The sequence below is a fragment of the Pseudomonas sp. genome, assembly GCF_002796985.1.
Taxonomy (GTDB): Bacteria; Pseudomonadota; Gammaproteobacteria; order Pseudomonadales; family Pseudomonadaceae; genus Pseudomonas.
In genome coordinates, this window is the sequence record NZ_PEKX01000020.1 from 512805 (window position 1) to 537476 (window position 24672).

The window sequence follows — 24672 nt, forward strand, 5'->3', positions numbered from 1 at the left end:
CCATGGCCAGCCAACACAGCGCCAGTACTGCACCTACTCCAAAGAGCGCTCCACAGAGCACCCAACAGGGCGCCCCGGCCAACGCCGACGCCCGCCTGAAACGCGTCCTCGGCCTGCCCGCCCTGGTCTTCTTCGGTCTGGTCTACATGGTCCCGCTGACCATGTTCACCACCTACGGCGTGGTCACCGAGATGACCGGCGGGCGTACCGCCAGCGCCTACCTGATCACCCTGCTGGCGATGCTGTTCACCGCCGCCTCCTACAGCTTCATGGTGCGCAAGTACCCCATTTCCGGCTCGGCGTACTCCTACACCAGCCTGAGCTTCGGCCCGGTGGTCGGCTTCCTGTCCGGCTGGTCGCTGCTGCTCGATTACCTGTTCCTGCCGATGATCAACTACCTGCTCATCGGCCTGTTCATGAACATCGCCTTCCCGGAAATCCCGGCCTGGATGTTCGTGGTCGCCTCCATTGCCCTGGTCACCGTGCTCAACGTGGTCGGCATCAGCCAGGTCGCCGGCATGAGCAACGTCATCGTCGGCGCGCAGCTGGTGTTCATCGTGGTGTTCGTGGTCATGTCGATCAAGAGCCTGGCTGGCGGCGCCGCGATCGACTTCAGCCTGCCCTTCGTCGGTGACGGCACCCAGCCCGGCTTCGCACCGCTGATGGCCGGCGCTGCGGTGCTATGCCTGTCGTTCCTGGGCTTCGACGCGGTCTCGACCATGGCCGAGGAAACCCGCGATGCCCGCCGCGACATCCCCCGCGCCATCATCATCACCACCGTCATCGCCGGCCTGATGTTCACCCTGCTGGCGATCATCAGCCAGCTGGTGTTCCCCGGCAGCGTGTTCCAGAACGCCGACTCGGCAGCCAACGAGGTGATGCTCAAGGCCGGCGGCCAGTTCCTCGGCAACTTCTTCACCTCCGCCTACATCGCCGGCTGTATCGGCTCGGCGCTGGCGTCCCAGGCCTCGGTGTCGCGCATCATCTTCACCATGGGCCGTGACGGCATCCTGCCGCGCAGCCTGTTCGGCGTCCTGCACGCACGCTTCCAGACCCCGGTCGTGGCGATTCTGGTGGTGTCCGCCGTCTCCCTGCTGGCGGTCGTGCTGGACCTGACCACCCTCGCCTCGATGATCAGCTTCGGCGCGTTGGTGGCCTTCTCCGTGGTCAACCTGGCGGTGATCCGCACCTACCTGGGCGTCGAGCGTCGCCGCGGGGCGAAGAACGTCCTGTTGTACGGGGCGATTCCGTTCATCGGCCTGTGCCTGACCCTGTGGCTGTGGACCAGCCTCTCGCAGCTGACGCTGGTCGTCGGCCTGAGCTGGTTCGCGGTCGGTTTCGCTTACCTGGCGGTGCATACCGGCGGTTTCCGTCGCAAGGCACCGAGTGTGAATTTCGAGGAAAACGCCTGACGGCAGAGCTATCCAGAACCCAACGGGCGCCCGGAGGCGCCCTCAGGAGCGCGTGATGTTGACGATCTATACCGACGACCATCGCTTGCACCACGGTCAGCATGAGCTGATCGGCGGCCAGTTCACCCCCTGCTTCGAAAAGCCCAGCCGCGCCGACATGGTGCTGGACCGGGCCAAGGCGGTGAAACTGGGCGACATCCAGGCCCCGCGTGACTTCGGCCTGGAGCCCATCCTGAGGGTGCACAGCGAAGGCTTCGTGCGGTTCCTGCAGCATGCCTGGCGTGACTGGGTCGCCACCGGCCGCACCCACGACATGCTGCCGATCTGCTGGCCAACTCGCCGCCTGCGGCAGAAAGAGCCGGACAGCATCGACGGCCGCCTGGGCTTCTACAGCCTGGACGCTGGCGCACCGATCACCGCCGGCACCTGGCAGGCGGTACTCAGTTCGGTGAACGTGGCGATGACCGGCCAGGCCGAACTGGCCAAGGGCGCGCGCTCGGTGTTCTCGCTGTGCCGTCCGCCGGGCCACCACGCCTCGGCCGACTTCATGGGCGGCTACTGCTTCTTCAACAACGCGGCCATTGCCGCCCAGTCGATCCTCGACCAGGGCGCCAACCGCGTGGCCATCCTCGATGTCGATTACCACCACGGCAACGGCACCCAGGACATCTTCTACGACCGCGCCGACGTGCTGTTCACCTCGATCCACGGCGACCCGCGCTTCGAGTACCCGTACTTCCTCGGCTATGCCGACGAGAAGGGCCAGGGCGTGGGCGAAGGCTTCAACTTCAACTACCCGCTAGCCTCGGGTAGCGACTGGTCGGTATGGAGCCTGGCGCTGCAGGCGGCGGTCCGGCAGATCTCCGCGTACCGGCCGGATGTGCTGATCGTCTCGCTGGGCGTGGACACCTACAAGGAAGACCCGATCTCCCAGTTCAAGCTGGACAGCCCGGACTACCTGCGCATGGGCGAGGCCATCGGCAAGCTCGGCCTGCCGACCCTGTTCGTGATGGAAGGCGGTTATGCGGTGGAGGAGATCGGCGTCAACGCGATCAATGTGCTGCAGGGCTTCGAGAGCATCGGCTGATGCGTTGGCTTTTGTAGGAGCGAGCTTGCTCGCGAACCAGCCATTACGCCGATTTGCTCGGCATGCTGGGATACGCTTTTCGCGAGCAAGCTCGCTCCTACGAAGAGCACAAGAAAGCCGCACGGGGTTCCCGGTGCGGCTTTTTCGTTGGAGCGGGATTACTGCAGGATTTCGACCCGGTCCACATCGATGTCGGTGGCCTTCATCTTGTGGTGGTCGACCTCACCGGTCAGGCGCACCTTGGTGTTCTCGGAGACCGAGGCGCCGGCCGGCCAATCGTCGTGGTCGATCTCGACCTGGATGCTGCCGGTGGCGTCCTTGAACTCGTAGTGCTCACCGCCGATACGCTTGGTGATCACGCCTTCCAGTACCACCGGCGTGTCATCGTGGGCGGACTGCGCTTGCTTGACCGTGGTGATCTGCGCGGCGGCGGCAACGGGCTTGGCATCGCTGCCCGGGCCGGTATAGCCGGCGGCCAGGGTGAGGGTGGAGAACAGGCCAGCGGCAGCGATCAGGGGGAGATGAATCAGTTTCATGGAAATGCCTCCTGTGGCGTTTTCGATGGGGTCAGCTTAGTGCCGGTGACTGAAATCAGCCTGAATCCGGACTTAACCCAACCTTAAAGCCCCCGAACGCCCGCTCCCCCGACCCAGGTCAATCCACCTTGGCCGACTGCGGCTCGCGTTTGAACACGTAGAACAGGTCCGGCTCGCTGACCATATAGATGGTGCCCTGCTCGTCGATGGCCACACCTTCGGCGCGCGGAATCTTCTCGTGCAGGCCGTTCAGCCCACCGAGCAGACTGATGAAGCTGACCGGCTCGCCCTTCTCGTCCAGCTCCAGCAGCAGGTGCGATTCCGCCGACAGCACCAGCGTATGGCCAGTACGCGGGTCGATGCTCAGCGCCGAGACGTTGGTCATCAGCAGGTCGCTGGGCAGCGGCTGCAGAGCGCCACTCAGGCTCGAACCACCATCGCTGGCCAAGCTGAACAGCGCCAGCGGGTCGCGCTCCTGTCCCAGCACCAGGCGATGTTGACGTGGGTCCCAGGCAATACCCTCGATACCCTTGTTCTTCTTGCCGCGCGGCCCGAGGTCGAAGCTGGACAGCTTCGCGGTGCTCAGCTCGCGGGTCTGTGGATCGACGTGGAAGATGGTCAGGGAATTCTGGCGCTCATCGGTTACCGCGACATTGCCGTTCTCCAGCACCGCCACGCCTTCGGGGTTGGACATGCCCAGCAAGGGGATCACCCGCAGCACCTCACCGGTCAGCGACAGTTCCGCCAGTAGCGGCTTCTTGCCGGTGACGGTGAACAGCGTACGGGTCACCGGGTTGTAGGCGAGGTCGGAAGTTTCCTGTCCTTCGATGCCGCCCTTGAGCGCCTTGCCCTGGATCACCGCGCGGTAGCCCGGCAGCCAGATGCTCTCGGCGCGCGCCTGCGCACTGGTGTCCTGCTCGCGCAGCCAAAGGCTGGCGCGGTCATTCCAGTGGAAGCGGAAAGTCAGGATGCCGAGCACCACCAGGGCGAGCAGCAGGGCCAGCAACAGCCAGCGAGGACGAAGGATGGACATGGTCATGACGACTCTTGTTGATCAGCACGGCAAGGTGTCCCGCAACAAGCGAAGGCCGCATGAACAGCGGCCCTCGGCGGAACAATGAGGTTAAAGCACGCGGCTTTCGAAGCGACTGGCGCCGGGAAGTTCCAGTACCACCTCACTGCCGCTCTTGAGCGGTCCGACACCCACCGGCGTGCCAGTGGAGACCACGTCGCCCGGCTGCAGCGAGAAGTGCCCGCAGATGTGCTGGATCAGCGGCACGATGGGGTTGAGCATGTCGCGGCTGTTGCCGTCCTGGCGGACTTCCCCGTCGATGGTCAGACGGATGCCGATATCGGTCGGGTCCGGGAAGTGGTCGGCGCTGACGAAGGGCGCCAGCACGAAGGCGCCGTCGAAGGACTTGGCCAGCTCCCACGGCAGGCCCTTTTCCTTGAGCTTGGCCTGGACGTCACGCAGAGTCAGGTCCAGCGCCGGGGCGTAGCCGGAGATCGCGTCCAGGACTTCCTCGGCGCTCGGCTTGCGCGACAGCGGTTTGCCGATCAGCACGGCGATTTCCGCCTCGTAGTGCACCGAGCCGCGGTCCTCGGGAATGGCAAAACCACCGGCCGGCGATACGGTGCAGGAGCCGGGCTTGATGAACAGCAGCGGCTCGGTCGGTACCGGGTTGTTCAGCTCCTTGGCGTGCTCCGCGTAGTTGCGGCCGACGCAGACCACCTTGCCCAGGGTGAAATGGATCGGGGTGCCATCGACATACTGATGCTGGTAACTCATGACCGACTCCTGAACGCTTGGAAGAGTGATCCGCGCGGGGCTCGTGGTCCCGCACGGTTGCCCGCATCCTGCCGGCGCACGCGCCACTTCCGGTGACGCTGACGTGCGAAGGGCCGGCCCCTCTATCCAAAGAGCCGGCCCTTCCATGATTACTGCGACTTAGTCGGCGAAGATCTTCCCAGGGTTCATGATCCCGTTGGGATCGAACACCGCCTTGACCGCCTTCATGTAGCCGATTTCAGCCTCCGAGCGAGAGTACCCCAGGTAATCACGCTTGGTCATGCCCACGCCGTGCTCGGCGGAGATGGAGCCGTTGTACTTCTGCACGGTCTCGAACACCCACTTGTTGACGGTCGCGCACTTGGCGAAGAACTCGTCCTTGGTCAGGTTCTCGGGCTTGAGGATGTTCAGGTGCAGGTTGCCGTCGCCGATGTGGCCGAACCAGACGACTTCGAAGTCGGGGTAGTTGGCCTCGACGATGGTGTCGATGTCCTTGAGGAAGGCCGGGACCTTGCTGACGGTGACAGAGATGTCGTTCTTGTACGGCGTCCAGTGCGAGATCGTCTCGGAGATGTACTCGCGCAGCTTCCACAGGTTCTGCAGCTGCTGCTCGCTTTGGCTCATCACGCCGTCCAGCACCCAGCCCTGCTCTACACAATGTTCGAAAGTCGCCAGCGCCTCGTTGGCCACTTCCTCGGTGCTCGCCTCGAACTCCAGCAGGGCATAGAACGGGCAGTCGGTCTCGAAGGCCGGCGGCACGTCGCCACGGGCCATGATCTTGGCCAGCGCCTTGTCGGAGAAGAATTCGAAGGCGGTCAGGTCCAGCTTGTTCTGGAAGGCGTGCAGCACCGGCATGATCGAATCGAAGTCCGGGGTGCCCAGCACCATCGCGGTGAGGTTCTTCGGCTGGCGCTCCAGGCGCATGGTGGCCTCGACCACGAAGCCCAGGGTGCCTTCGGCGCCAATGAACAGCTGGCGCAGGTCGTAGCCGGTGGCGTTCTTGATCAGGTCCTTGTTCAGCTCCAGCAGGTCGCCCTTGCCGGTGACGACCTTCAGGCCGGCCACCCAGTTGCGGGTCATACCGTAGCGAATGACCTTGATCCCGCCGGCATTGGTGCCGATATTGCCGCCAATCTGGCTGGAGCCCGACGACGCGAAGTCCACCGGGTAGTAGAGGCCGTGCTCTTCGGCGAAGGTCTGCAGCTGCTTGGTGATCACGCCCGGCTGGCAGACGGCGGTGCGGTCGAATTCGTTGAATTCGAGCACCTTGTTCATGTAGTCGAAAGCGACGACCACCTCGCCATTGGCGGCGACGGCGGCGGCGGAGAGCCCGGTGCGGCCGCCCGAGGGCACCAGCGCGACCTTGTGCTCATTGGCCCAGCGGACGATGGCCTGGACCTGCTCGGTGCTCTTGGGGAAGGCGATCGCCAGCGGCGCCGGGGCGAAATGCTTGGTCCAATCCTTGCCATAGGTCTCGAGGGAATCGGCGTCAGTCAGCAGCTTCCCGGCATCCAGCAGGGGCTTGAGCGATTCGATCAGGGCTTCGCGGGTCATCGGGTGAACTCTCAAAGGATTCATGGTCGTCCTGAGAACAGCTCAGGTCGCAACCGGGCAAGGAAAAGGGAGAACATGCTAGCATACGCACCCCACGCAGATCGCCACTTGGCGCCGCCCCTGGCACCGGCCAGGCCTGCCAGAGCTGTTCATTTTCTAGCCACATTCCGGGACTACAGGTTCAAAGCAGATGAGCAAGACTTCTCTCGACAAGAGCAAGATCAAATTCCTTCTCCTTGAAGGCGTGCACCAGAATGCCGTCGATACCCTCCAGGCGGCCGGCTACTCCAACATCGAGTACCTCAAGACCGCACTGTCCAATGACGAGCTGAAGGAAAAGATTGCCGATGCACACTTCATCGGTATCCGCTCCCGCACCCAGCTGACCGAAGAAGTCTTCGACGCGGCGAAAAAACTGATCGCCGTCGGCTGCTTCTGCATCGGCACCAACCAGGTCAACCTGAACGCGGCCCGCGAACGCGGCATCGCGGTGTTCAACGCGCCTTACTCCAACACCCGCTCGGTGGCCGAACTGGTGCTGGCCGAGGCGATCCTGCTGCTGCGCGGCATCCCGGAGAAGAACGCTTCCTGCCACCGTGGCGGCTGGATCAAGTCCGCAGCCAACTCCTTCGAGATCCGTGGCAAGAAGCTGGGTATCGTCGGTTACGGCTCGATCGGCACCCAACTGTCGGTCCTGGCCGAAGCCCTGGGCATGCAGGTGTTCTTCTACGACACCGTGACCAAGCTGCCGCTGGGTAACGCCCAGCAGGTCGGCAACCTGCACGAACTGCTCGGCATGTCCGACATCGTTTCGCTGCACGTACCGGAACTGCCATCCACCCAGTGGATGATCGGCGAGAAGGAAATCCGCGCCATCAAGAAAGGCGGCATCCTGATCAACGCCGCCCGTGGCACCGTGGTCGAACTGGACCACCTGGCTGCCGCGATCAAGGACGAGCACCTGATTGGCGCCGCTATCGACGTGTTCCCGGTCGAGCCCAAGTCCAACGACGAAGAGTTCGAAAGCCCGCTGCGCGGCCTGGATCGCGTGATCCTGACCCCGCACATCGGCGGCTCCACCGCCGAAGCCCAGGCCAACATCGGCCTGGAAGTGGCCGAGAAGCTGGTCAAGTACAGCGACAACGGTACTTCGGTATCCTCGGTCAACTTCCCTGAAGTGGCCCTGCCGTCGCACCCCGGCAAGCACCGCCTGCTGCACATCCACGAGAACATTCCGGGTGTGATGAGCGAGATCAACAAGGTGTTCGCCGACAACGGCATCAACATCTCCGGCCAGTACCTGCAGACCAACGACAAGGTCGGCTACGTGGTGATCGACGTCGACGCCGAGTACTCGGACCTGGCGCTGGAGAAGCTGCAGCACGTGAACGGCACCATCCGCAGCCGCGTGCTGTTCTAAGCGCCGCTCGGTGGTAAGAAAAAAGGAGGCTTCGGCCTCCTTTTTTCGTTTCTATGCCGGGTGTTTCGGCACAAGGGTAATGTCCTGCAGGAGCGAGCTTGCTCGCGAACAATCCCCGCAACGAAGCGGTTCGCGAGCAAGCTCGCTCCTACGAAAAGCACCAGCCTTCTGCACTCACTTCACATTGACGGTGATCTGCTGCGACTCCACCGGCGGGTCGAGCGGCACGTGGTTCTTGTCGCCCACCAGCAGTTGCAGGGTGTGCTTGCCCGGCGGCAGGGTCACCTGGGTTTCGGTCTGGCCCTTGCCGAAGTGCTTGAGCTGGTCGGTCATCGGCAGCGGCAGATTCATCGCCGGCTGCTCCTTGAGGTCGATCAGCAGGTGATGGTGGCCGGTGGCCGGCGAATCCACGCCGGCAGGCGCGACACCCATGCCCTTGAGGCCGAATTTGACGGTGAAGGTCTTGTCCACCGTGGCACCGTCGGCTGGCTCGATGAAGTACACCTTGGCGCCTTCCGGGGCCGGGGTGCGCGGGAATTCCGCGGCGATGGCGGAAGTTCCGGCGAGCAGCGCGGCGAGGCCGAGGCAAGGCAGCATGGTTCTCATGTTCTTCTCCTTCTACGTGAACATCGGAAGGCGAAGGACCCGCTCAGGCCGGCCTCACCTTCCGCATGGAACCGACAAGCATAGGCGCCAGAGCCGCAGGCTCAAGGAAAATAGTGCGTCTTCGAGTGTCGACAACCGCTCTAACCCCCGGCTTCCAGCCCGGCCAGGCAGACGGCGGCGGCGTCCAGTTCTTCCTCGCTGAACACCAGTACGCCCATGCGTTTCAGCGCGGCGGCGGTGACGCCTTCGCCGGCGATCTTCTGGCCACTGAAGCTGCCGTCGTAGTTCTCGCGGTTGCCGCAGGACGGGCTGCGCGCCTTGAGCACGGCCAGGCGGATGTCATGGTGGCGCACCAGCGCCATGGCCTCCTCGGCACCGAGCAGGAAGGCTTCGCTGACGTCTTCGCCCTCCACTGTCATCACCGGGCGCGCCCGTTCCAGCACGGCCAGGCCCTGGCCGCCGGGGATTTCCGCCGGGGCGCGGGGCGTCGGCAGGCCACCGGCGACTTCCGGACACAACGCGACCACTCGCCCCTGGTCCAGCCAGCGCGACAGCAGGTCGAACGGCCCGTGAGCGCCGCCGTCGTAGCGGACGCGATGGCCAAGCAGGCAGCGGCTGACGAGAACCTTCTGCATGGGCGAATCACTCCCTTTTGGAAGGGGACAGACTAGCCGCTCGCTCTTTTGCGGTCACGCCGGGTAACGCAACTTTCATCGGCGGGTCTGTCGCAGCAGGTTTCCGCCCCGCCGAAAGTCGGGCTCTTGAGCGGTACGCCGGCCGTCGGCTGAAACCTGAGCACAACCTTCGACGGGAACAGCCGCCCGGCACTGGCTGCACCGCGGGGTGCCGCTCAGACTCGCGCATCGGCCAATCTCCCTGGAGCCCCCCATGCCCCGATTCTTTCTCTGTACCGCCACTTTCGCCGCGTTGTCCTACCTGCCCCTGGCCTTTGCCGAGCTCCAGGCGCTGGACAATGAGCACCTCGGCGCCGTCACCGGCCAGGACGGCATCAGCCTGCGCGCCGACGTACTGGCGCGCATGGACAGCGTGGCGTGGAACGACGACGGTGGCAGCGTCTCGTTGCGCAACGTGTTCATCGACAACGGTTGCGTGAAGGCCGGCGACTGCCCGGACGGCCGTGGCGGCAGCCTGCCCTACGGGCCCACGCAGCTGGGCCTGAGCCTGCCGATCTTCGGTATCGAGCAGCCGACTCTGCAGGTGGACGTGGTGCAGGGCACCGGCGGCCAGCAGCAACTGGCCCTGACCCTGCCCGATCTCACCACCATCAACCAGCAGCTCAACGCCAGCGGGCTGCCCTCGCAGACCATCCGGCTGCGGGTCACCGGCGATCTTTACGTGGGCAGCGGGCGACTAGGGAACATCGAAGTGCGCGACATCCAGGACATCAGCGGCACCCTGAAGATCTGGGGACACTGACCGCTCAGAGCGGAGCGTCTGCGCGGCGGCGGAACCACCCGGTGAGCGACAGGCGCTCATGGCTGGCCGGCAATACTTCGTGGGGGAAGTCACCGGAGAGGAACACCACCAGCCGGCCGGCCAGTGGCGGCAGGTCCAGCGTCCGTTCGTCGGGGAGGTACATGCGCAGTTCTCCGCCCTGCGCCACCGGCCAATCGCGGTTGAGATAGAACACCGCCGACACGCTGCGACGGTCATCATCACGGAAGCGATCCAGGTGCTTCTGGTAGAACGCCCCCGGCGGATAGAGCGCGAAGTGCCCCTCGAAGTCCTCCAGACCGAGGTACAGCGAGCGGTTGATCGCCCGGCGCAACACGTCCAGGGCATTCAGGTAAAGGTCGCAGGCCTCGGACTGGCCGGGCTCGATCCACTGGATGCGGTCGCCGCGAATGCCTTCGCGCACGGCCAACCCATCACCCCGGCCGATGGCGGCGGCGGCCAGTTTGCCGGCCGCCTCGCGGGCACGGCACTCCGTCGCCAATTGGGCGATCAGGGCATCGGGAAGGAAGGCGTCCTGCTGCGACCAGCCCTGGACGGCGAGGTCGTCAACGATGCTTTGCAGGAGGGCAGAATCGGCGTCGAAATGCATGGCGCATTGTAACGTCCGGCGCCAGTGTCTCGACAAGCGGGGCAAGCCTTGCCGACAATAGCCCCCGGCGAGCGAACCCTGCCGCCCCAAAGGAGTTGCAATGCGCGTACTGCTGGCCCTCACCCTTCTTGTACTGGGCATGCCTGCCCTGGCCGACAACTACCAGCGCCTGTACCAGGCCGCCGGCTGGCCGGAACAGCGAGCGCACTTCAACGACGCCCTGCACGCTGCGCAGAAGCGTTATCAGGGCAACCTGCCACCGGCGCTGTACCAGACGCTGGTGGACAACAGCAACCAGCGCTTCGCCCCCGCCGATATCGACCAGCGCGCCTTGAACGGCCTGCGCCAGAACCTGCCGGACAGCACCGCAGCGGTGAACTTCTTCGAGTCGCCCCTGGGCCGCAAGGTCGCCGGCGCGGAGACACTGGCCACTCGCAGCGACCAGTTGCAGAAGTACGCCAACGGCCTGCCACGCCAACAGGCCAGCGCGGTGCGCCAGCAGGTCATCCATCGCCTGAGCCAGATCCTGCCGGCCCGCGAAGCCGGCGCCGAAGTCAGCCTGGCCCTGGCCAGCGTGGCAGCGGACAGCCTCAGCCAGATGCTTCCGGGCCTCCTCGGCGGCGGCACCACGCAAAGCATGCTCGAAGGGCAGCGGCAGAAGCTGATGGGGCAGATCGGTGCCGATCTCGACAACACCCTGCTCTATGTCTACCGCGGCCTGAGCGACGCCGAACTGGGTCAGTTCGCCGACTTCAGCGAGTCGCCGGCCGGCCGCACCTATTACCGCGCAGCACTGGCTGCCCTTAAGGCTGGATTAGCGGCATCGCCCAACAATCAGTGATCGGAATAAGCCTACTCGGCTTGCGGGCCATTCCGAGAAACTTCCCTCGTAGAATTCTTCCCGCTGTACAGAGGGTGGCGCCTGAGGAGCATGGCGCAAGGAGTGAAGGACACACCCTCAATCACAGCGCCGCCGTCCTCCGCTTTCCCTCCCCTACCCCATCCGCTCGCTGAGAAAATCGAAGTAGCGCCTGCGCAACGTCTCGCTCTCGTTTGCCAGATGGTGCCGTGCACCGGTGAGCAGCAGGCATTCGATCTTCTCGAACTTTTCCTCCAGCACCTTCAGGTTGTAGCGCCAGTCCACCGTCTCGTCGGCGTCGCCCTGCACCACCAGCAGGCTCTGCGCACCATGGCCGGCCGCCTCGATGCGCGGAATCCAGCGCGCCAGCGCACCGACCCAGGCGGTGGGCAGGATCTTCGGCTGCAACGGGTCGCGGTCACGCAGGAAGGCGAGGAATTCGGCATCGTTGGAGTTCTCGCTGAAACGCCGCGGGATCGAATCCACGAACGGCCGCAGCATCTGGTAGCTGAACTTCGACCAGCCCCAGGCGCGCGGGCGCACCAACGGTGCCAGCAGGATGGTGCGGCCCAGCTCCGGACGCGGCGCGCCGGTAAGCAGGTAGTCCAGCAGGATCGCCCCGCCGGTGCTCTGCCCGCAGAGATGCCAGGGTTGTGGCAGGTCCAGCTCCCGGGCCTGGTCCAGCAGCGCGCCAAGCACCACCTGGTATTCGGCAAAGTCGCCAATGCTGGCCGCAGCGCCGCCTGACAGGCCGTGCCCCGGCAGGTCGCAGGCCAGCACCGCGAAGCCCATGCCCAGCGCCCAGTCGATCACATGGCGATACAGGCCCATGTGGTCGTAGTAGCCGTGCAGCAGCACCAGAGTCCCGCGCGCCAGCGCCGGCCGCCAGTACTGTGCGGCGATCAGATAGCCGCCGGCCTCGAAGGTGCCCAGGCGGCTCTGCAGGCCCGGATGCCGTCCGTGCAGGTCCAGGCCGTAGAAGTGCTGGTACAGCGCGATGCCGACCTCATTCGCCTCTGCGGTCAGAGGTCGCAGCAGGGTGCGCAGCAGATCGGGCTGGAAAGCTTCAGGCATGGGCGTTTCGCTTCTGGCAGGCGGGTGACGAAAGGAACGCGTGGAGCAGCGGATATTCTGCCGCGCCCGTCCTCGTGGCAAGCTTGTCGGCTATCTTACCGACTCTGTCACTGGTCGCTGCCATGTCCTCACGCCGAAAATCGCTGTTCAGCTGGCTGATTGCCGCACTCTGCCTGGGCGCCCTGCTCGCCACCTACGGGTGGTACGAGAACCGTTTTATCCGCCCGTTCAGCCACCAGCCGCAGCTGTTTTCCGGCGACCACCTGATGCTGCCGGCGCAACTGGCCGGCCCCGGCAAGATCCGCCTGGTGCACTTCTGGGACCCGGCCTGCCCGTGCAACGTCGGCAACCAGCAGCACCTCGCCGAGCTGATCCAGCGCTTCGGCCCGCAGGGCGTGGAATTCTTCGCCATCCAGAAGCCCGGCACCCGCGGCCACCTGCCCGACACGCTGAAGTCGATGCGCACGCTGGACGCCCTGCCCGGCGCCGAGCAGTTGCCGGCAAGCCCCGCCGTGGCGATCTGGGATGCCCAGGGCAAGCTGGCCTACTTCGGGCCTTACAGCGAGGGCGCGGTGTGTACCTCGGGCAACAGCTTCATCGAGCCGATCCTCGACGCGCTGATGCAAGGGCGTCAGGTGAACGCGACCCATACCCTGGCAGTGGGCTGCTATTGCCCCTGGGATGGCGCGAAGCACTGAGCCGCATCAACGAAGACGATGGCCAATCCATGACTACACTTGGAACGCCGGCCCACGAAGGGCCGTTCGCTATCAAGGAGCTTTTCGCATGCGTCTTCATTCCGCCCTCGCCTTCTGCACCATTCTCGCCCTGCCCCTGGCCGCCCACGCCGACGACACCCCCAGCAGCAGCCAGCTCATGGAGCAGCACAAGCAGGCCATCAACAACCGCATCGCCGACATCGACTACAAGCGCAAGCGCATCGTCGAAGCCAACATGAAGCTCACCCCGCAGGAAACCGAAAAGTTCTGGCCGATCTACAACAGCTATCGCACCGAGGCGGACAAGCTGAGCAAGCAGACCCTGTCGATCATCATCGACTACGCCAACAGCTATAACACCGGTTCGGTGGGCAACGATGAGTCGGCCAAGCTGCAGAAACAGGTGCTGGAGCTCCAGGACGACCGCCAGGACCTCAAGGAGAAGTACCTCAAGCGCATCGCCAAGGAAGTCTCGCCGCAGCGCGCCCTGCGCTTCATGCAGATCGAAGACCAGCTCGACGCCATGGCGCTGCTGGAAGTGAGCCGCGAAATCCCGCTGGCCGAGTAACCCTCAGCCTTCGGTGCCGCCCTGCAGGCGCTGGCGATAGCGCTCGGGCGGCACCGAATACCAACGCCGGAACGCCCGGTAGAACGGCGACAGCTCGGCAAACCCACAAGCTCGCGCCACCTCACGAATCGCCACACCCCCTTCGAGCATCGCTGCCGCCCGCTGCCGGCGCACTTCCTCCCGTACTTCCCTGAAGGTCTGCGCCCGGCTCGCCAGGTTGCGCTGCAGCAGCCCCGGTCGCACGCCCAGCTCACGGGCACAACTCTGCAGGGTGCATTCGTCCTCGCCCAGCCGAATGGCTATCAGGTAGCGCAGGCGATTGAGCAGGTCGTTCTCGTCCAGCGTCCCCAACTGTTCGCGGGCGTGCTCGGTGAGTAACTGGTGCAGCACCGGATTACCGGTACGGGACGGTCGGGCTAGTAACGTGCGGTCGAACAGCAAGGCGTCGTTGGGCTTGCCGAAGCTCGGCGTCAGGCCGAAAAGCCGTCGGTGCTCGCCCAACCTGCGCGGCTGTGGGTGGCGGAACTCGATGGCCTGAACGCGGAATTCATCGTCAGTGATCAGCGCCAGCAGCTTGAGGAACAGCAACATCAGGCACTCCATCTGCTGGCGCAGGTTGCTGGTGCCCAGGTAGTTCAGGTCGAGAATCAGCCTTACCTGCTCGCCCTCCTCGCGCATCTGCGCGGCAAAACCGCCGGAGAGGATGTGCTGGAAGCGCAGGAAGCTGTACAGCGCCTCGCGCAGGTCGCCGCTGGCCATCAGCAGGTAGCCGACCACGTCCAGCAGGCGCGGCTTCATCGCCTCGCCCAGGTGCAGGCCGATATCGGCGTCGCCGGTAATCTCGTCAAGGGTCTCCCAGAACAAGGGGGCGTCGTCATGCACCAGGCGGCCGCTCTGCGCCGGCGCCGGCAGGCGAACCTTCTGCAGGGCCTGGCGGTAGATGTCGGTCGGATCGAAGCCCAGCACCGAGAGCGCCTCGTACAGCTGGCGACGCAGGGTGGCGGACTGGGTCATTGCCGGGGTGGCGGGGAAGTTCAGTGCGGGGGCGGACATGATCACTCCTTGAATTGACCAGAAAATCCCACCCACGAGACATTTGGTCAATGAGCGACAAGCGGTATCCACTGCAAAATCGCCGCATAACTACAAGGAGTTGCCGCATGAAACGCACTTTGACTGTCCTCGCTGTCGTCATCGCCGCTGCAACGGCCGGTGGCGGCTGGTACCTGCACGGCAAGCAGCCGGTACGCGACGGACAACTGCCCCTGGCTGGTCTTTCCAGCGAAGTCACGGTTCGCTATGACGAGCGCGGCGTGCCGCACCTCAAGGCGGGCAGCGAGGAGGACATGTACCGGGCGATCGGCTACGTCCACGCCCAGGACCGCCTGTTCCAGATGGAGATACTGCGGCGCCTGTCCCGCGGCGAGCTGGCCGAAGTGCTCGGGCCCAAGCTGGTGGACACCGACCGCATGTTCCGCAGCCTGCGTATCCGCGACCATGCTGCCGAATACGTCGCCAAGCAGGACAAGAACACCCCAGCCTGGAAAGCACTGGTGGCCTACCTCGACGGCGTCAACCAGTTCCAGGACAGCCACCCGCGCCCCGTGGAGTTCGACATCCTCGGCATTCCCAAGCGCCCCTTCACACCCGAAGACACCGTCAGCGTCGCCGGCTACATGGCCTACAGCTTCGCCGCCGCCTTCCGCACCGAGCCGGTGCTGACCTACGTGCGCGACGAGTTGGGCGCGGACTACCTGAAGGTCTTCGACCTCGACTGGCACCCCGAAGGCGTGATGACCTCCAAGGCGCTGGCCGCCGCCGACTGGCAGGACCTGAGCGCCATCGCCCGCCTCAGCCACGCCGCGCTGGAGAAAGCCGGCCTGCCGCAGTTCGAGGGCAGCAACGCCTGGGCCGTTTCCGGCAGCCGCACCAAGAGTGGCAAGCCACTGCTGGCGGGCGACCCGCACATCCGCTTCGCCGTGCCGGCGGTATGGTACGAGCTGCAGGCAAGCGCGCCGGGCTTCGAGCTGTACGGCCACTACCAGGCGCTCAACCCCTTCGCCTCGCTCGGCCACAACCTGCAGTTCGGCTGGAGCCTGACCATGTTCCAGAACGACGACGTCGATCTGGTCGCCGAGAAGGTCAACCCGGACAACCCCAACCAGGTCTGGTACCACGGCCAGTGGGTCGACCTGAAGAGTGAGGAACAGACGATCGCGGTGAAGGGCGAAGCGCCGGTGAAGATTACCCTGCGCAGCTCGCCCCACGGCCCGCTGGTCAACGATGCCCTGGGCACTGCCGCAGGCAAGACGCCGGTGTCCATGTGGTGGGCGTTCCTGGAGACGCAGAACCCGATCCTCGACGCCTTCTACGAGCTGAACCGCGCCGACACGCTGCCCAAGGCGCGCACGGCGGCGTCGAAAATCCAGTCGCCGGGGCTCAACGTGGTCTGGGCCAACGCCCGTGGCGACATCGGCTGGTGGGCCTCGGCGCAGCTTCCAGTGCGGCCGGACGGGGTCAACCCGAACTTCCTGCTCGACGGCGCCAGCGGCCAGGCCGATAAGAGCGGCTTCTACCCCTTCAGCGAGAACCCGCAGGAAGAGAACCCGGCGCGCGGCTACATCGTCTCCGCCAACTTCCAGCCGGTACCGGCCAACGGCCGCCCGGTGCCGGGCTACTACAACCTGCCCGATCGTGGTCAGCAGTTGAACAAGCACCTGTCCGACGATTCGGTGAAGTGGGACCTGCAGAACAGTCAGGCGCTGCAACTGGATACCGCCACCGGCTACGGCCCGCGCTTCCTCAAGCCGCTGCTGCCGATCCTGCGTGAAGCCGCCGCCAATGACGAAGAGAAGGCGCTGGTGGAAAACCTCGCCAACTGGCAAGGCGACCATCCGCTGGACTCGGTCACCGCGACGGTGTTCAACCAGTTGATCTACCAGGTGGCCGACGGCGCCATGCGCGACGAGATGGGCGATGCCTTCTTCGACAACCTGCTGTCCACCCGCGTGCTCGACGTGGCCCTGCCGCGCCTGGCCGCCGACGAGAGCTCGCCCTGGTGGGACAACCGCAAGACGCCGGCGAAGGAATCCCGCGCCGAGATCGTAAAAGCCGCCTGGAAGGACGGCCTTGCGCACCTGCGTAGCACCCTCGGCCAGGACTCGAAGCAGTGGCAGTGGGGCAAGGCGCATACCCTCACCCACGGTCATCCGCTGGGCCAGCAGAAGCCGCTGGACAAGATCTTCAACGTGGGTCCGTTCGCCGCGCCAGGCGGCCACGAGGTGCCGAACAACCTGTCCGCCCGCGTCGGGCCGGCACCCTGGCAGGTGATCTATGGCCCGTCCACGCGGCGGCTGATCGATTTCGCCGATCCGGCGCACAGCCTGGGCATCAACCCGGTCGGACAGAGCGGCGTGCCCTTCGACAAGCACTACGATGACCAGGCCGAGGCTTATATCGAAGGCCAGTACCTGCCGCAGCACTATGACGACAACGAGGTGAAGGCCAACACCAAGGGCGTTCTGCGACTGATCCCCGTCCGTCGCTGAGTCGCCTCGCTGGAAATGAAAAACCCCGCTCCTGCGGGGTTTTTCATGGGTGCAGTGGTAGAGAGTGTTGCGGGAGATGCCGAAGCTCCCTGGCGCTTTATTTCCCCAAGGGATAACGACCGGGGTGTTGTATTGGGCGCCGTCTCCCGCACGGAGTGCCAAAAGGCGTCACTGGAAGTTTGCCGGCGGCGCGATCCGATCCTGGTTCGGGGGGTGACCGGAAAGCGCTACCGAACGCTTAGAGCGTAGTTGGCATTCCGCTGAGGGTGAGTCTTTGCGACCCACGGATTTTTCCGATTACTCTCGACTTTCCAAGCACTTCGGAATAACGCGTGCGCAAAAAACACGGGCCACCCGAAGGTGGCCCGTGGTTCGACAATCGCCGGATACTACCGGCCGACAAGACGGCGTCAGGCGGTGGCTGTCGAACTCTTCTGCTGCCAGTCGGTCGCGTTGGACTCCATGGCTTCCTGCACGGCGCGCTTGCGACGTTCTTCAGCACGACGGGTGAAGTACCAGGCGAAGAAGGTGAACAGCGAAACGGTCAGCAGGATCAGGCTGGCGACGGCGTTGATCTCCGGCTTCACGCCCAGGCGCACGGCGGAGAAAACCTCCATCGGCAGGGTGGTGGAACCAGGACCGGACACGAAGCTGGCCAGTACCAGGTCATCCAGCGACAGGGCGAAGGACATCATGCCGCCCGCCGCCAGCGACGGGGCGATCATCGGGATGGTGATCAGCATGAACACTTTCCAGGGCTTGGCGCCCAGGTCCATGGCCGCTTCCTCGATGGACAGGTCCAGCTCACGCAGGCGCGCCGACACCACCACCGCCACGTAGGACGAGCAGAAGCTGGTGTGGGCGATCCAGATGGTCACGATGCCGCGCTCCTGCGGCCAGCCGATCATCTGCGCCATGGCGACGAACAGCAGCAGCAGCGACAGACCGGTGATCACCTCGGGCATGACCAGCGGTGCGGTCACCATGCCGCCGAACAGCGTACGGCCACGGAAACGCGGGATGCGGGTCAGCACGAAGGCGGCCAGGGTACCCAGGGCCACCGAGGAGATCGCGGTATAGCAGGCGATCTCCAGCGAGCGGAACACCGAGCCAACCAACTGCTGGTTATCCAGCAGGCCGACGTACCACTTCACCGACCAGCCACCCCACACGGTCACCAGCTTGGAGCCGTTGAACGAGTAGATGACCAGGATGAGCATCGGCACGTAGATGAAGAGCAGGCCCAACACCAGCATGATGTTGGAGAACGACCAACGCTTGTTCATACCTTGCCCTCCAGCTCTTTAGCCTGGTTCTTGTTAAAGAAGATGATGGGCACGATGAGGATCAGCAGCATCACCACGGCAAGGGCGGACGCCACCGGCCAGTCACGGTTGTTGAAGAACTCCTGCCACAGCACCTTGCCGATCATCAGCGTCTCGGGGCCGCCGAGCAGTTCCGGGATCACGAACTCGCCCACCGCCGGGATGAACACCAGCATGCAGCCGGCGATGATGCCGTTCTTGGACAGCGGTACGGTGATTTTCCAGAAGCTGACGAAGCTGCGCGCGCCGAGGTCGGACGCGGCCTCCAGCAGGCTCATGTCGTGCTTCACCAGGTTGGCGTAGAGCGGCATGACCATGAAGGGCAGGTACGAGTAGACGATGCCGATGTACACCGCGAAGTTGGTGTTCAGGATCGTCAGCGGCTCGTTGATGATGCCCAGCCACATCAGGAAGCTGTTGAGCAGCCCGTTGTTGGACAGGATGCCCATCCAGGCATACACGCGGATCAGAATCGCCGTCCAGGTCGGCATCATGATCAGCAGCAACAGGACGGTCTGCATTTCCTTGCTGGCGCGGGCGATGGCATAGGCCATCGGGTAACCGATGACCAGGCACAGGAAGGTGCTGATCGCCGCCATCTTCAGCGAGCCCAGGTAGGCATCGATGTAGAGCGGGTCGTCCGTCAGCATCAGGTAGTTGCCCAGATTCATCACGACCTGAAGCGTCTGGTCGGCGTACTGGAAGACTTCGGTGTACGGCGGAATGGCCACGTCCGCTGCCGCCAGACTGATCTTCAGCACGATGGCGAAGGGCAGCAGGAAGAACAGGAACAGCCAGAAGAACGGCACACCGATCACGGCATGCCGGCCGTTCGGCAGGCGTTTCATGAGCGATTTGCTGATGTTCATGATTGCAGTACCACACCGCTGTCGTCGTACCAGCTGATGTAAACCGGCTGGTCCCAGGTCGGGCGCGCGACGTGGCGCTCAGCGTTGGCCATGAAGGCCTGGACGATGAAGCCGGAGGTCAGCTTGATGTAATAAACCGAGTGACCACCCAGGTAGGCGATGTCATGGACGGTGCCCTGGGCGACGTTGAAGCCTTCGTGCTCGAGGTTTTCCGGCTTCTGCGCGCTGACCATGACCTTTTCCGGACGCAGCGCGTAGGTCATGCGCTTGTTCTCGGCACGGGTACTGATGCCGTGGCCGATGTAGATCGGGTTTTCCAGCTGCGGGCAGGCGATGACCGCGTGGTCCTGCAGGTCTTCGACGATCTCGCCGTCGAACAGGTTGACGTTGCCGATGAACTCACAGATCAGGCGGCTGGCCGGGGTCTCGTAGATGTCCATCGGGCTGCCGATCTGCTCGATGCAACCCAGGTGCATGATGGCGATACGCTGGGCCATGGTCATGGCCTCTTCCTGGTCGTGGGTCACCATCACGCAGGTCACGCCCACGCGCTCGATGATTTCCACCAGTTCCAGCTGCATCTGCGAACGCAGTTTCTTGTCCAGCGCGCCCATGGGCTCGTCGAGCAACAGCAGCTTCGGACGCTTGGCCAGGGAGCGAGCCAGGGCCACACGCTGGCGCTGGCCACCGGAGAGCTGGTGCGGCTTGCGCTTGGCATACTGGGTCATCTGCACCAGCTTGAGCATTTCTTCGACGATCCTGTCGATCTCAGCCTTGGGCAGGCCATCCTGCTTGAGGCCGAAGGCGATGTTCTGCGCCACGCTCATGTGGGGGAACAGCGCGTACGACTGGAACATCATGTTGATCGGCCGCTCATAGGGCGGCAGGTCGGTAATGTCCTGGCCATCGAGGAAGATGCGACCTTCAGTGGGACGCTCGAAACCAGCCAGCATGCGAAGCAGGGTCGACTTGCCCGACCCAGAGCCACCGAGCAGGGCGAAAATCTCGCCCTTCTTGATGTCCAGGGACACGCTGTCCACAGCCAGCGTTTCATCGAACTGCTTGCTGACCCGGTCGATTTTTACCAGAACCTCTTTCGGTTTCTGGTCGCCACTCAAGGCTTTCTTGTAGGCACCGGAGGCTATTGCCATTACCACAACTCCCAAATCATAGAGGCCCGGCCCCCGCGGCCGGGCATGCTTGGTATTACAGGGCTGGCGCAGTTTACGTGCGCCGCAGAGCCTTTCGAGAGGCCCTGCGACGCTCCGTGCCCGCGCGGACGGATTTGGGGAAAACCGTCTTACTTGCCCGACTTGATCTTGGTCCAGGAACGGGTCATGAGGCGCAGGATCTTCGGCGGCAGCTCGTGCTGCACGAAGAGTTTGTCGAGAACCTCCTGGGATGGGTACACCTCAGGATTGTTGCGCACAGACTCATCCATGAATTCGCCAGCCTTGAGGTTCGGGTTGGCGTAACCGACGTAATCGCTGACCTTGGCGATCACTTCGGGTTTGAGCAGATAGTTGATGAACGCGTGGGCGGCCTTCGGGTTGGAGGCATCCTTCGGCACGGCGAGGATGTCGAACCACAGGTTGGCGCCTTCCTTGGGAATGGCGTAGGCGATGTTCACGCCCTTGCCGGCTTCCTTGGCGCGGTTGGCGGCCTGGAATACGTCACCGGAAAAACCGGCCGCCACGCAGATGTTGCCGTTGGCGAGGTCGGAAATGTACTTGGAGGAGTGGAAGTAGGTGACGTACGGACGCACCGCCATCAGCTTCTCTTCCACCTTCTTGTAGTCATCCGGGTTGGCGCTGTTGGGGTCCAGCCCCATGTACTTGAGCACAGCCGGCATCATTTCGTCGCCCGAATCGAGGAAGGCGACGCCGCACTGGCTGAGCTTCTTCATGTTCTCGGGCTCGAACAACACGGCCCACGAATCGATCTTGTCGACACCCAGCACGGCCTTGACCTTCTCGACGTTGTAGCCGATGCCGTTGGTGCCCCACAGGTACGGCACGCCGTACAGGTTGCCCGGGTCGTTGGCCTCGAGCTGTTTCATCAGGTGCGGGTCGAGGTTCGACCAGTTCGGCAGCTGGCTCTTGTCCAGCTTCTGGAACGCACCGGCCTTGATCTGGCGACCGAGGAAGTGGTTGGACGGCACGACGATGTCATAGCCAGTGCGACCGGCCAGCAGCTTGCCTTCCAGGGTTTCGTTGGAGTCGAAGACGTCGTACACCGGCTTGATACCGGTTTCCTTCTCGAAATCGGCGAGAGTGGTTTCGCCGATGTAGTCCGACCAGTTGTAGATGTGGACGGTCTGCTGTGCCTGGGCCAGCGAAGTCAGACCGAAGACGGAGACTGCAGCGATCAGGGTTCTGCGGAAGGGAATGTGCACACGTGAGTCCTCTCGTTGTTTTGACTTCTTCAAATCGGTTGCTGCCGGGGTTTCGACGGCCGGTCCGTGGGTAGCGCCGAACCCTTCATCAGCACGAGAGCGCCAGGGCTTGCGCAGCCATTCCACCGATGGAAGCTGTTTGTTGCTGCCGGTAGCAGCGAGGGAGCGCACTCCCCCGCTGCTTGCCCGGAACATCCGCTGCCGCACCAGGCGGCAGCGGCTACCCGATTACTTGCCGGACTTGATGGTGGTCCAGCTGCGGGTCATCAGACGCTGGGTCTTCGCCGGCAGGTCCGGGAAGGCATACAGCTTCTTCATGGTTTCCGGGGTCGGATAGATGCCCGGGTCGTTGCGGATCGCGTCGTTCACCAGCGGGGTGGCCGCCGCGTTGCCGTTCGGGAACTGCACGACGTTGGTGATCTCGGACATGACCGCCGGCTCGAGCAGGAAGTTGATCCACTTCAGCGCGGCTTCCTGGTTCTCGGCATCCTTCGGAATGGCAACGGTGTCGAAGAACGCGCCGGCACCTTCCTTGGGAATGTTGTACTTCACAGTGACGTTGTTCTTGGCTTCTTCAGCGCGGGACTTGGCCTGGTACACGTCACCCGAGTAACCGACGGCCACGCAGATGTTGCCGTTGGCGATGTCGGAGATGTACTTGGAGGAGTGGAAGTAGGAGACGTACGGACGAATCTTCAGGAACAGCGCTTCGGCTTCCTTCAGCTCTTTCGGGTCCTGGCTATCCGGCTTGTAGCCCAGGTAGTGCAGGGCGGCCGGGAGCATTTCGGTCGGCGAGTCGAGGAAGCTCACGCCACAGGCCTTCAGCTTCTGGATGTTTTCCGGCTTGAACACCAGGTCCCAGGAGTCCACCGGTGCGTTGTCGCCGAGCACGGCCTTGACCTTGTCCGGGTTGTAGCCGAGGCCGATGGTGCCCCACATGTAGGGGATCGCGTACTGGTTGCCCGGGTCGCTGATCTCCAGGGTCTTCATGATGTCCGGGTTGAGGTTCTTCCAGTTCGGCAGCTTGGACTTGTCCAGCGGCGTGTACACGCCAGCCTTGATCTGCTTGGCGAGGAAGGAGTTGGACGGCACCACGATGTCGTAGCCCGACTTGCCGGCCAGCAACTTGGCCTCCAGCACTTCGTTGCTGTCGTAGACGTCGTAGACGACCTTGATTCCGGTTTCCTTGGTGAACTTGTCGACCGTATCCGGCGCGATGTAGTCCGACCAGTTGTAGACGTGCAGCACCTTGTCATCTGCCTGCGCCATACCAGCCACAGCGCCTGCCAGCGTTACAGCGAGCAGGGATTTGCCGAAGGTCTTGAACATGCGGGTAGCTCCGTTTGTTTTTTTTGATGTTCCGGGTGGCGTGGACATCTCCTTCCGTCACCACCCGGTGAGCCTGGCCAACGCACAGGCGCAGTCTGTCAAAGGTCCGGTGAAAGACTCAAGACAGAACGGCTGCGGCGGTTTGATCGAGGCACTTGCGCGCCAGGGTGATCAGGTCATCGATCTGCGATTTCTCGATCACCAGCGGCGGCGAGATAATCATAGTGTCTCCCACCGCGCGCATGATCAGACCGTTGCGGAAGCAGTGCTCGCGGCACAGCATCCCGACACCCTTGCCTTCGAAGCGCTCGCGGGTCTTCTTGTTCTTCACCAGCTCCAGTGCTGCCACCAGGCCTACCCCGCGGGCTTCGCCTACCAGGGGATGGTCGGCCAGCTCTTGCCAGCGCTGCTGCAAATACGGTGCCGTTTCGTTCTTCACTCGCTCGACGATCTTCTCTTCGCGCAGGATGCGGATGTTCTCCAGCGCCACCGCAGCGGCTACCGGGTGACCAGAGTAAGTGAAGCCGTGGTAGAACTCCCCACCCTCATTCAGGGTATGGACGATCTCGTCGCGAACGATCACGCCGCCCATGGGGATGTAGCCAGAGGTCAGGCCTTTGGCGATCGGCATCAGGTCCGGGGCGTTGCCGAAGTACTGGCTGCCGAACCATTCGCCGGTACGGCCGAAGCCGCAGATGACTTCGTCGGCGATGAACAGGATGTCGTATTTGGCGAGGATCTCGCGGATCTTCGGCCAGTAGGTTTTCGGCGGAATGATCACGCCGCCCGCGCCCTGCAGAGGCTCGGCGATGAAGGCGGCGACCTTGTCTTCGCCCACTTCGAGAATCTTCTTCTCCAGCTGCTCGGCAGCCCAGATGCCGAACTCTTCCGGGTCCATGTCGCCGCCTTCGCCGAACCAGTACGGCTGGGCGATGTGCTCGATACCCGGGATCGGCAGGTCACCCTGCTCGTGCAGTGCCTTCATGCCGCCCAGGCTGACGCCGGCGACGGTGGAACCGTGGTAGCCGTTCCAGCGGCCGATGACCACTTTCTTCTGCGGCTGACCCTTGATGCTCCAGTAGTGACGAACCATGCGCAGCACGGTGTCGTTGGACTCCGAACCCGAGCCGGTGAAGAACACGTGGTTCATGCCTTCAGGGGCGACGTCGGCAATGGCCTTGGCCAGTTCCAGCACCGGCGGGTGAGCGGTCTGGAAGAACAGGTTGTAGTAGGGCAGTTCCTGCATCTGCTTGTAGGCGACTTCAGCAAGTTCCTTGCGACCGTAGCCGACGTTCACACACCACAGGCCAGCCATGCCATCGAGGATCTTGTTGCCCTCGCTGTCCCACAGGTACACGCCTTCGGCCTTGGTGATGATGCGCGCGCCCTTCTCGTTCAGCTGCTTGTAGTCAGTGAACGGAGCCAAGTGGTGATCGCGGCTGAGCGCCTGCCAGTGTTGGGTGTTGGCGCTGGTCTGGTTAGTCATCTTGATAAAACCTCTTCTCTAAGAAACACGG

Annotated in this window: 23 protein-coding genes; 8 read left to right on the forward strand and 15 right to left on the reverse strand. The window is 63.7% G+C overall.

The window, feature by feature from the left end:
* The first annotated feature begins 2 nt into the window (after positions 1-2).
* Positions 3-1412 (forward strand): APC family permease, encoded by a 1410-nt coding sequence (locus tag CTR55_RS24660; protein WP_296290215.1) that lies wholly within the window; start codon positions 3-5, stop codon positions 1410-1412.
* A 55-nt stretch (positions 1413-1467) separates the two neighbouring features.
* Positions 1468-2499, forward strand: a complete 1032-nt coding sequence (locus CTR55_RS24665; protein WP_296290216.1) for a histone deacetylase family protein — start codon at positions 1468-1470, stop codon at positions 2497-2499.
* 158 nt (positions 2500-2657) lie between these two features.
* On the opposite strand, the gene CTR55_RS24670 is transcribed toward CTR55_RS24665, so the two are convergent.
* From CTR55_RS24670 to CTR55_RS24685, 4 genes are all read right to left on the reverse strand, one after another.
* On the reverse strand, positions 2658-3035 hold the full coding sequence (locus tag CTR55_RS24670; protein ID WP_296290219.1) for a NirD/YgiW/YdeI family stress tolerance protein: 378 nt from the start codon (positions 3033-3035) through the stop codon (positions 2658-2660).
* Positions 3036-3153: 118 nt separating this feature from the next.
* The gene (locus CTR55_RS24675; RefSeq protein ID WP_296290221.1) at positions 3154-4074 is read right to left on the reverse strand and encodes an SdiA-regulated domain-containing protein; all 921 of its coding nucleotides are present in this window, start codon (positions 4072-4074) and stop codon (positions 3154-3156) included.
* An 84-nt stretch (positions 4075-4158) separates the two neighbouring features.
* Positions 4159-4824 carry a fumarylacetoacetate hydrolase family protein gene (locus tag CTR55_RS24680; protein WP_296290223.1) on the reverse strand — a complete coding sequence of 222 codons (666 nt, stop codon included), beginning with the start codon at positions 4822-4824 and terminating at the stop codon, positions 4159-4161.
* 159 nt (positions 4825-4983) lie between these two features.
* The gene (locus CTR55_RS24685; RefSeq protein ID WP_296290369.1) at positions 4984-6378 is read right to left on the reverse strand and encodes an FAD-binding oxidoreductase; all 1395 of its coding nucleotides are present in this window, start codon (positions 6376-6378) and stop codon (positions 4984-4986) included.
* Positions 6379-6568: 190 nt separating this feature from the next.
* Between CTR55_RS24685 and serA the strand changes: the two genes are divergently transcribed.
* The gene (gene serA, locus CTR55_RS24690) at positions 6569-7798 is read left to right on the forward strand and encodes a phosphoglycerate dehydrogenase (protein WP_296290224.1); all 1230 of its coding nucleotides are present in this window, start codon (positions 6569-6571) and stop codon (positions 7796-7798) included.
* Positions 7799-7972: 174 nt separating this feature from the next.
* Here serA and CTR55_RS24695 read toward each other — a convergent pair whose 3' ends face one another.
* Together CTR55_RS24695 and CTR55_RS24700 are read right to left on the reverse strand one after the other, a co-directional pair.
* Entirely contained in the window at positions 7973-8404 is a 432-nt protein-coding gene (locus CTR55_RS24695; RefSeq protein WP_296290226.1) for a DUF4399 domain-containing protein, read from the reverse strand.
* Positions 8405-8544: 140 nt separating this feature from the next.
* Positions 8545-9039, reverse strand: a complete 495-nt coding sequence (locus CTR55_RS24700) for a DUF523 domain-containing protein (protein WP_296290228.1) — start codon at positions 9037-9039, stop codon at positions 8545-8547.
* Positions 9040-9292: 253 nt separating this feature from the next.
* Here CTR55_RS24700 and CTR55_RS24705 point away from each other — a divergent pair, with 253 nt between their 5' ends.
* The gene (locus CTR55_RS24705) at positions 9293-9841 is read left to right on the forward strand and encodes a DUF6160 family protein (protein WP_296290230.1); all 549 of its coding nucleotides are present in this window, start codon (positions 9293-9295) and stop codon (positions 9839-9841) included.
* 4 nt (positions 9842-9845) lie between these two features.
* Here CTR55_RS24705 and CTR55_RS24710 read toward each other — a convergent pair whose 3' ends face one another.
* Positions 9846-10469: a 2OG-Fe(II) oxygenase gene (locus CTR55_RS24710; RefSeq protein ID WP_296290232.1), complete on the reverse strand. Its 624-nt coding sequence runs from the start codon at positions 10467-10469 to the stop codon at positions 9846-9848.
* A 100-nt stretch (positions 10470-10569) separates the two neighbouring features.
* Here CTR55_RS24710 and CTR55_RS24715 point away from each other — a divergent pair, with 100 nt between their 5' ends.
* Positions 10570-11310 carry a hypothetical protein gene (locus CTR55_RS24715; protein WP_296290233.1) on the forward strand — a complete coding sequence of 247 codons (741 nt, stop codon included), beginning with the start codon at positions 10570-10572 and terminating at the stop codon, positions 11308-11310.
* Positions 11311-11463: 153 nt separating this feature from the next.
* Here CTR55_RS24715 and CTR55_RS24720 read toward each other — a convergent pair whose 3' ends face one another.
* Positions 11464-12402 carry an alpha/beta hydrolase gene (locus CTR55_RS24720; RefSeq protein WP_296290234.1) on the reverse strand — a complete coding sequence of 313 codons (939 nt, stop codon included), beginning with the start codon at positions 12400-12402 and terminating at the stop codon, positions 11464-11466.
* 122 nt (positions 12403-12524) lie between these two features.
* Here CTR55_RS24720 and CTR55_RS24725 point away from each other — a divergent pair, with 122 nt between their 5' ends.
* Complete coding sequence (locus CTR55_RS24725) at positions 12525-13100, forward strand: DUF6436 domain-containing protein (RefSeq protein WP_296290235.1); 576 nt, start codon at positions 12525-12527, stop codon at positions 13098-13100.
* Positions 13101-13188: 88 nt separating this feature from the next.
* The gene (locus CTR55_RS24730) at positions 13189-13689 is read left to right on the forward strand and encodes a transcriptional regulator (protein ID WP_296290237.1); all 501 of its coding nucleotides are present in this window, start codon (positions 13189-13191) and stop codon (positions 13687-13689) included.
* Between the two features lie 3 nt (positions 13690-13692).
* Here CTR55_RS24730 and CTR55_RS24735 read toward each other — a convergent pair whose 3' ends face one another.
* Positions 13693-14742 carry an AraC family transcriptional regulator gene (locus tag CTR55_RS24735; protein WP_296290239.1) on the reverse strand — a complete coding sequence of 350 codons (1050 nt, stop codon included), beginning with the start codon at positions 14740-14742 and terminating at the stop codon, positions 13693-13695.
* Between the two features lie 107 nt (positions 14743-14849).
* Between CTR55_RS24735 and CTR55_RS24740 the strand changes: the two genes are divergently transcribed.
* A complete protein-coding gene (locus CTR55_RS24740) occupies positions 14850-17237 on the forward strand; it encodes a penicillin acylase family protein (RefSeq protein ID WP_296290241.1) in 2388 nt (795 codons plus the stop codon).
* A gap of 410 nt (positions 17238-17647) precedes the next feature.
* Here CTR55_RS24740 and CTR55_RS24745 read toward each other — a convergent pair whose 3' ends face one another.
* The 6 genes from CTR55_RS24745 to CTR55_RS24770 all read right to left on the reverse strand — a co-directional run bounded on the left by CTR55_RS24745 (position 17648) and on the right by CTR55_RS24770 (position 24641).
* Positions 17648-18523 carry an ABC transporter permease subunit gene (locus CTR55_RS24745; protein ID WP_296290243.1) on the reverse strand — a complete coding sequence of 292 codons (876 nt, stop codon included), beginning with the start codon at positions 18521-18523 and terminating at the stop codon, positions 17648-17650.
* On the reverse strand, positions 18520-19401 hold the full coding sequence (locus CTR55_RS24750; protein ID WP_296290370.1) for an ABC transporter permease subunit: 882 nt from the start codon (positions 19399-19401) through the stop codon (positions 18520-18522). The genes CTR55_RS24745 and CTR55_RS24750 overlap by 4 nt, the downstream gene beginning before the upstream one ends.
* Before the next feature lie 26 nt (positions 19402-19427).
* Complete coding sequence (gene potA, locus CTR55_RS24755) at positions 19428-20582, reverse strand: polyamine ABC transporter ATP-binding protein (protein ID WP_296290245.1); 1155 nt, start codon at positions 20580-20582, stop codon at positions 19428-19430.
* Positions 20583-20731: 149 nt separating this feature from the next.
* On the reverse strand, positions 20732-21799 hold the full coding sequence (locus tag CTR55_RS24760; RefSeq protein ID WP_296290371.1) for a polyamine ABC transporter substrate-binding protein: 1068 nt from the start codon (positions 21797-21799) through the stop codon (positions 20732-20734).
* A gap of 255 nt (positions 21800-22054) precedes the next feature.
* Positions 22055-23155, reverse strand: coding sequence for a polyamine ABC transporter substrate-binding protein (locus tag CTR55_RS24765; protein ID WP_296290246.1), 1101 nt, complete (start codon positions 23153-23155; stop codon positions 22055-22057).
* Between the two features lie 118 nt (positions 23156-23273).
* Positions 23274-24641 carry an aspartate aminotransferase family protein gene (locus CTR55_RS24770; RefSeq protein WP_296290248.1) on the reverse strand — a complete coding sequence of 456 codons (1368 nt, stop codon included), beginning with the start codon at positions 24639-24641 and terminating at the stop codon, positions 23274-23276.
* Between the last annotated feature and the right edge of the window lie 31 nt (positions 24642-24672).

Coding starts and splice junctions, on each gene's coding strand:
- CTR55_RS24680 (WP_296290223.1), bottom strand. CDS start 4,824: ATGAGTTACCAGCATCAGTATGTCGATGGCACCCCGATCCATTTCACC.
- CTR55_RS24695 (WP_296290226.1), bottom strand. CDS start 8,404: ATGAGAACCATGCTGCCTTGCCTCGGCCTCGCCGCGCTGCTCGCCGGA.
- CTR55_RS24670 (WP_296290219.1), bottom strand. CDS start 3,035: ATGAAACTGATTCATCTCCCCCTGATCGCTGCCGCTGGCCTGTTCTCC.
- CTR55_RS24715 (WP_296290233.1), top strand. CDS start 10,570: ATGCGCGTACTGCTGGCCCTCACCCTTCTTGTACTGGGCATGCCTGCC.
- CTR55_RS24770 (WP_296290248.1), bottom strand. CDS start 24,641: ATGACTAACCAGACCAGCGCCAACACCCAACACTGGCAGGCGCTCAGC.
- CTR55_RS24745 (WP_296290243.1), bottom strand. CDS start 18,523: ATGAACAAGCGTTGGTCGTTCTCCAACATCATGCTGGTGTTGGGCCTG.
- CTR55_RS24765 (WP_296290246.1), bottom strand. CDS start 23,155: ATGTTCAAGACCTTCGGCAAATCCCTGCTCGCTGTAACGCTGGCAGGC.
- CTR55_RS24740 (WP_296290241.1), top strand. CDS start 14,850: ATGAAACGCACTTTGACTGTCCTCGCTGTCGTCATCGCCGCTGCAACG.
- CTR55_RS24675 (WP_296290221.1), bottom strand. CDS start 4,074: ATGACCATGTCCATCCTTCGTCCTCGCTGGCTGTTGCTGGCCCTGCTG.
- CTR55_RS24730 (WP_296290237.1), top strand. CDS start 13,189: ATGCGTCTTCATTCCGCCCTCGCCTTCTGCACCATTCTCGCCCTGCCC.
- serA (WP_296290224.1), top strand. CDS start 6,569: ATGAGCAAGACTTCTCTCGACAAGAGCAAGATCAAATTCCTTCTCCTT.
- CTR55_RS24685 (WP_296290369.1), bottom strand. CDS start 6,378: ATGACCCGCGAAGCCCTGATCGAATCGCTCAAGCCCCTGCTGGATGCC.
- CTR55_RS24735 (WP_296290239.1), bottom strand. CDS start 14,742: ATGTCCGCCCCCGCACTGAACTTCCCCGCCACCCCGGCAATGACCCAG.
- CTR55_RS24710 (WP_296290232.1), bottom strand. CDS start 10,469: ATGCATTTCGACGCCGATTCTGCCCTCCTGCAAAGCATCGTTGACGAC.
- CTR55_RS24665 (WP_296290216.1), top strand. CDS start 1,468: ATGTTGACGATCTATACCGACGACCATCGCTTGCACCACGGTCAGCAT.
- CTR55_RS24705 (WP_296290230.1), top strand. CDS start 9,293: ATGCCCCGATTCTTTCTCTGTACCGCCACTTTCGCCGCGTTGTCCTAC.
- potA (WP_296290245.1), bottom strand. CDS start 20,582: ATGGCAATAGCCTCCGGTGCCTACAAGAAAGCCTTGAGTGGCGACCAG.
- CTR55_RS24720 (WP_296290234.1), bottom strand. CDS start 12,402: ATGCCTGAAGCTTTCCAGCCCGATCTGCTGCGCACCCTGCTGCGACCT.
- CTR55_RS24700 (WP_296290228.1), bottom strand. CDS start 9,039: ATGCAGAAGGTTCTCGTCAGCCGCTGCCTGCTTGGCCATCGCGTCCGC.
- CTR55_RS24725 (WP_296290235.1), top strand. CDS start 12,525: ATGTCCTCACGCCGAAAATCGCTGTTCAGCTGGCTGATTGCCGCACTC.
- CTR55_RS24660 (WP_296290215.1), top strand. CDS start 3: ATGGCCAGCCAACACAGCGCCAGTACTGCACCTACTCCAAAGAGCGCT.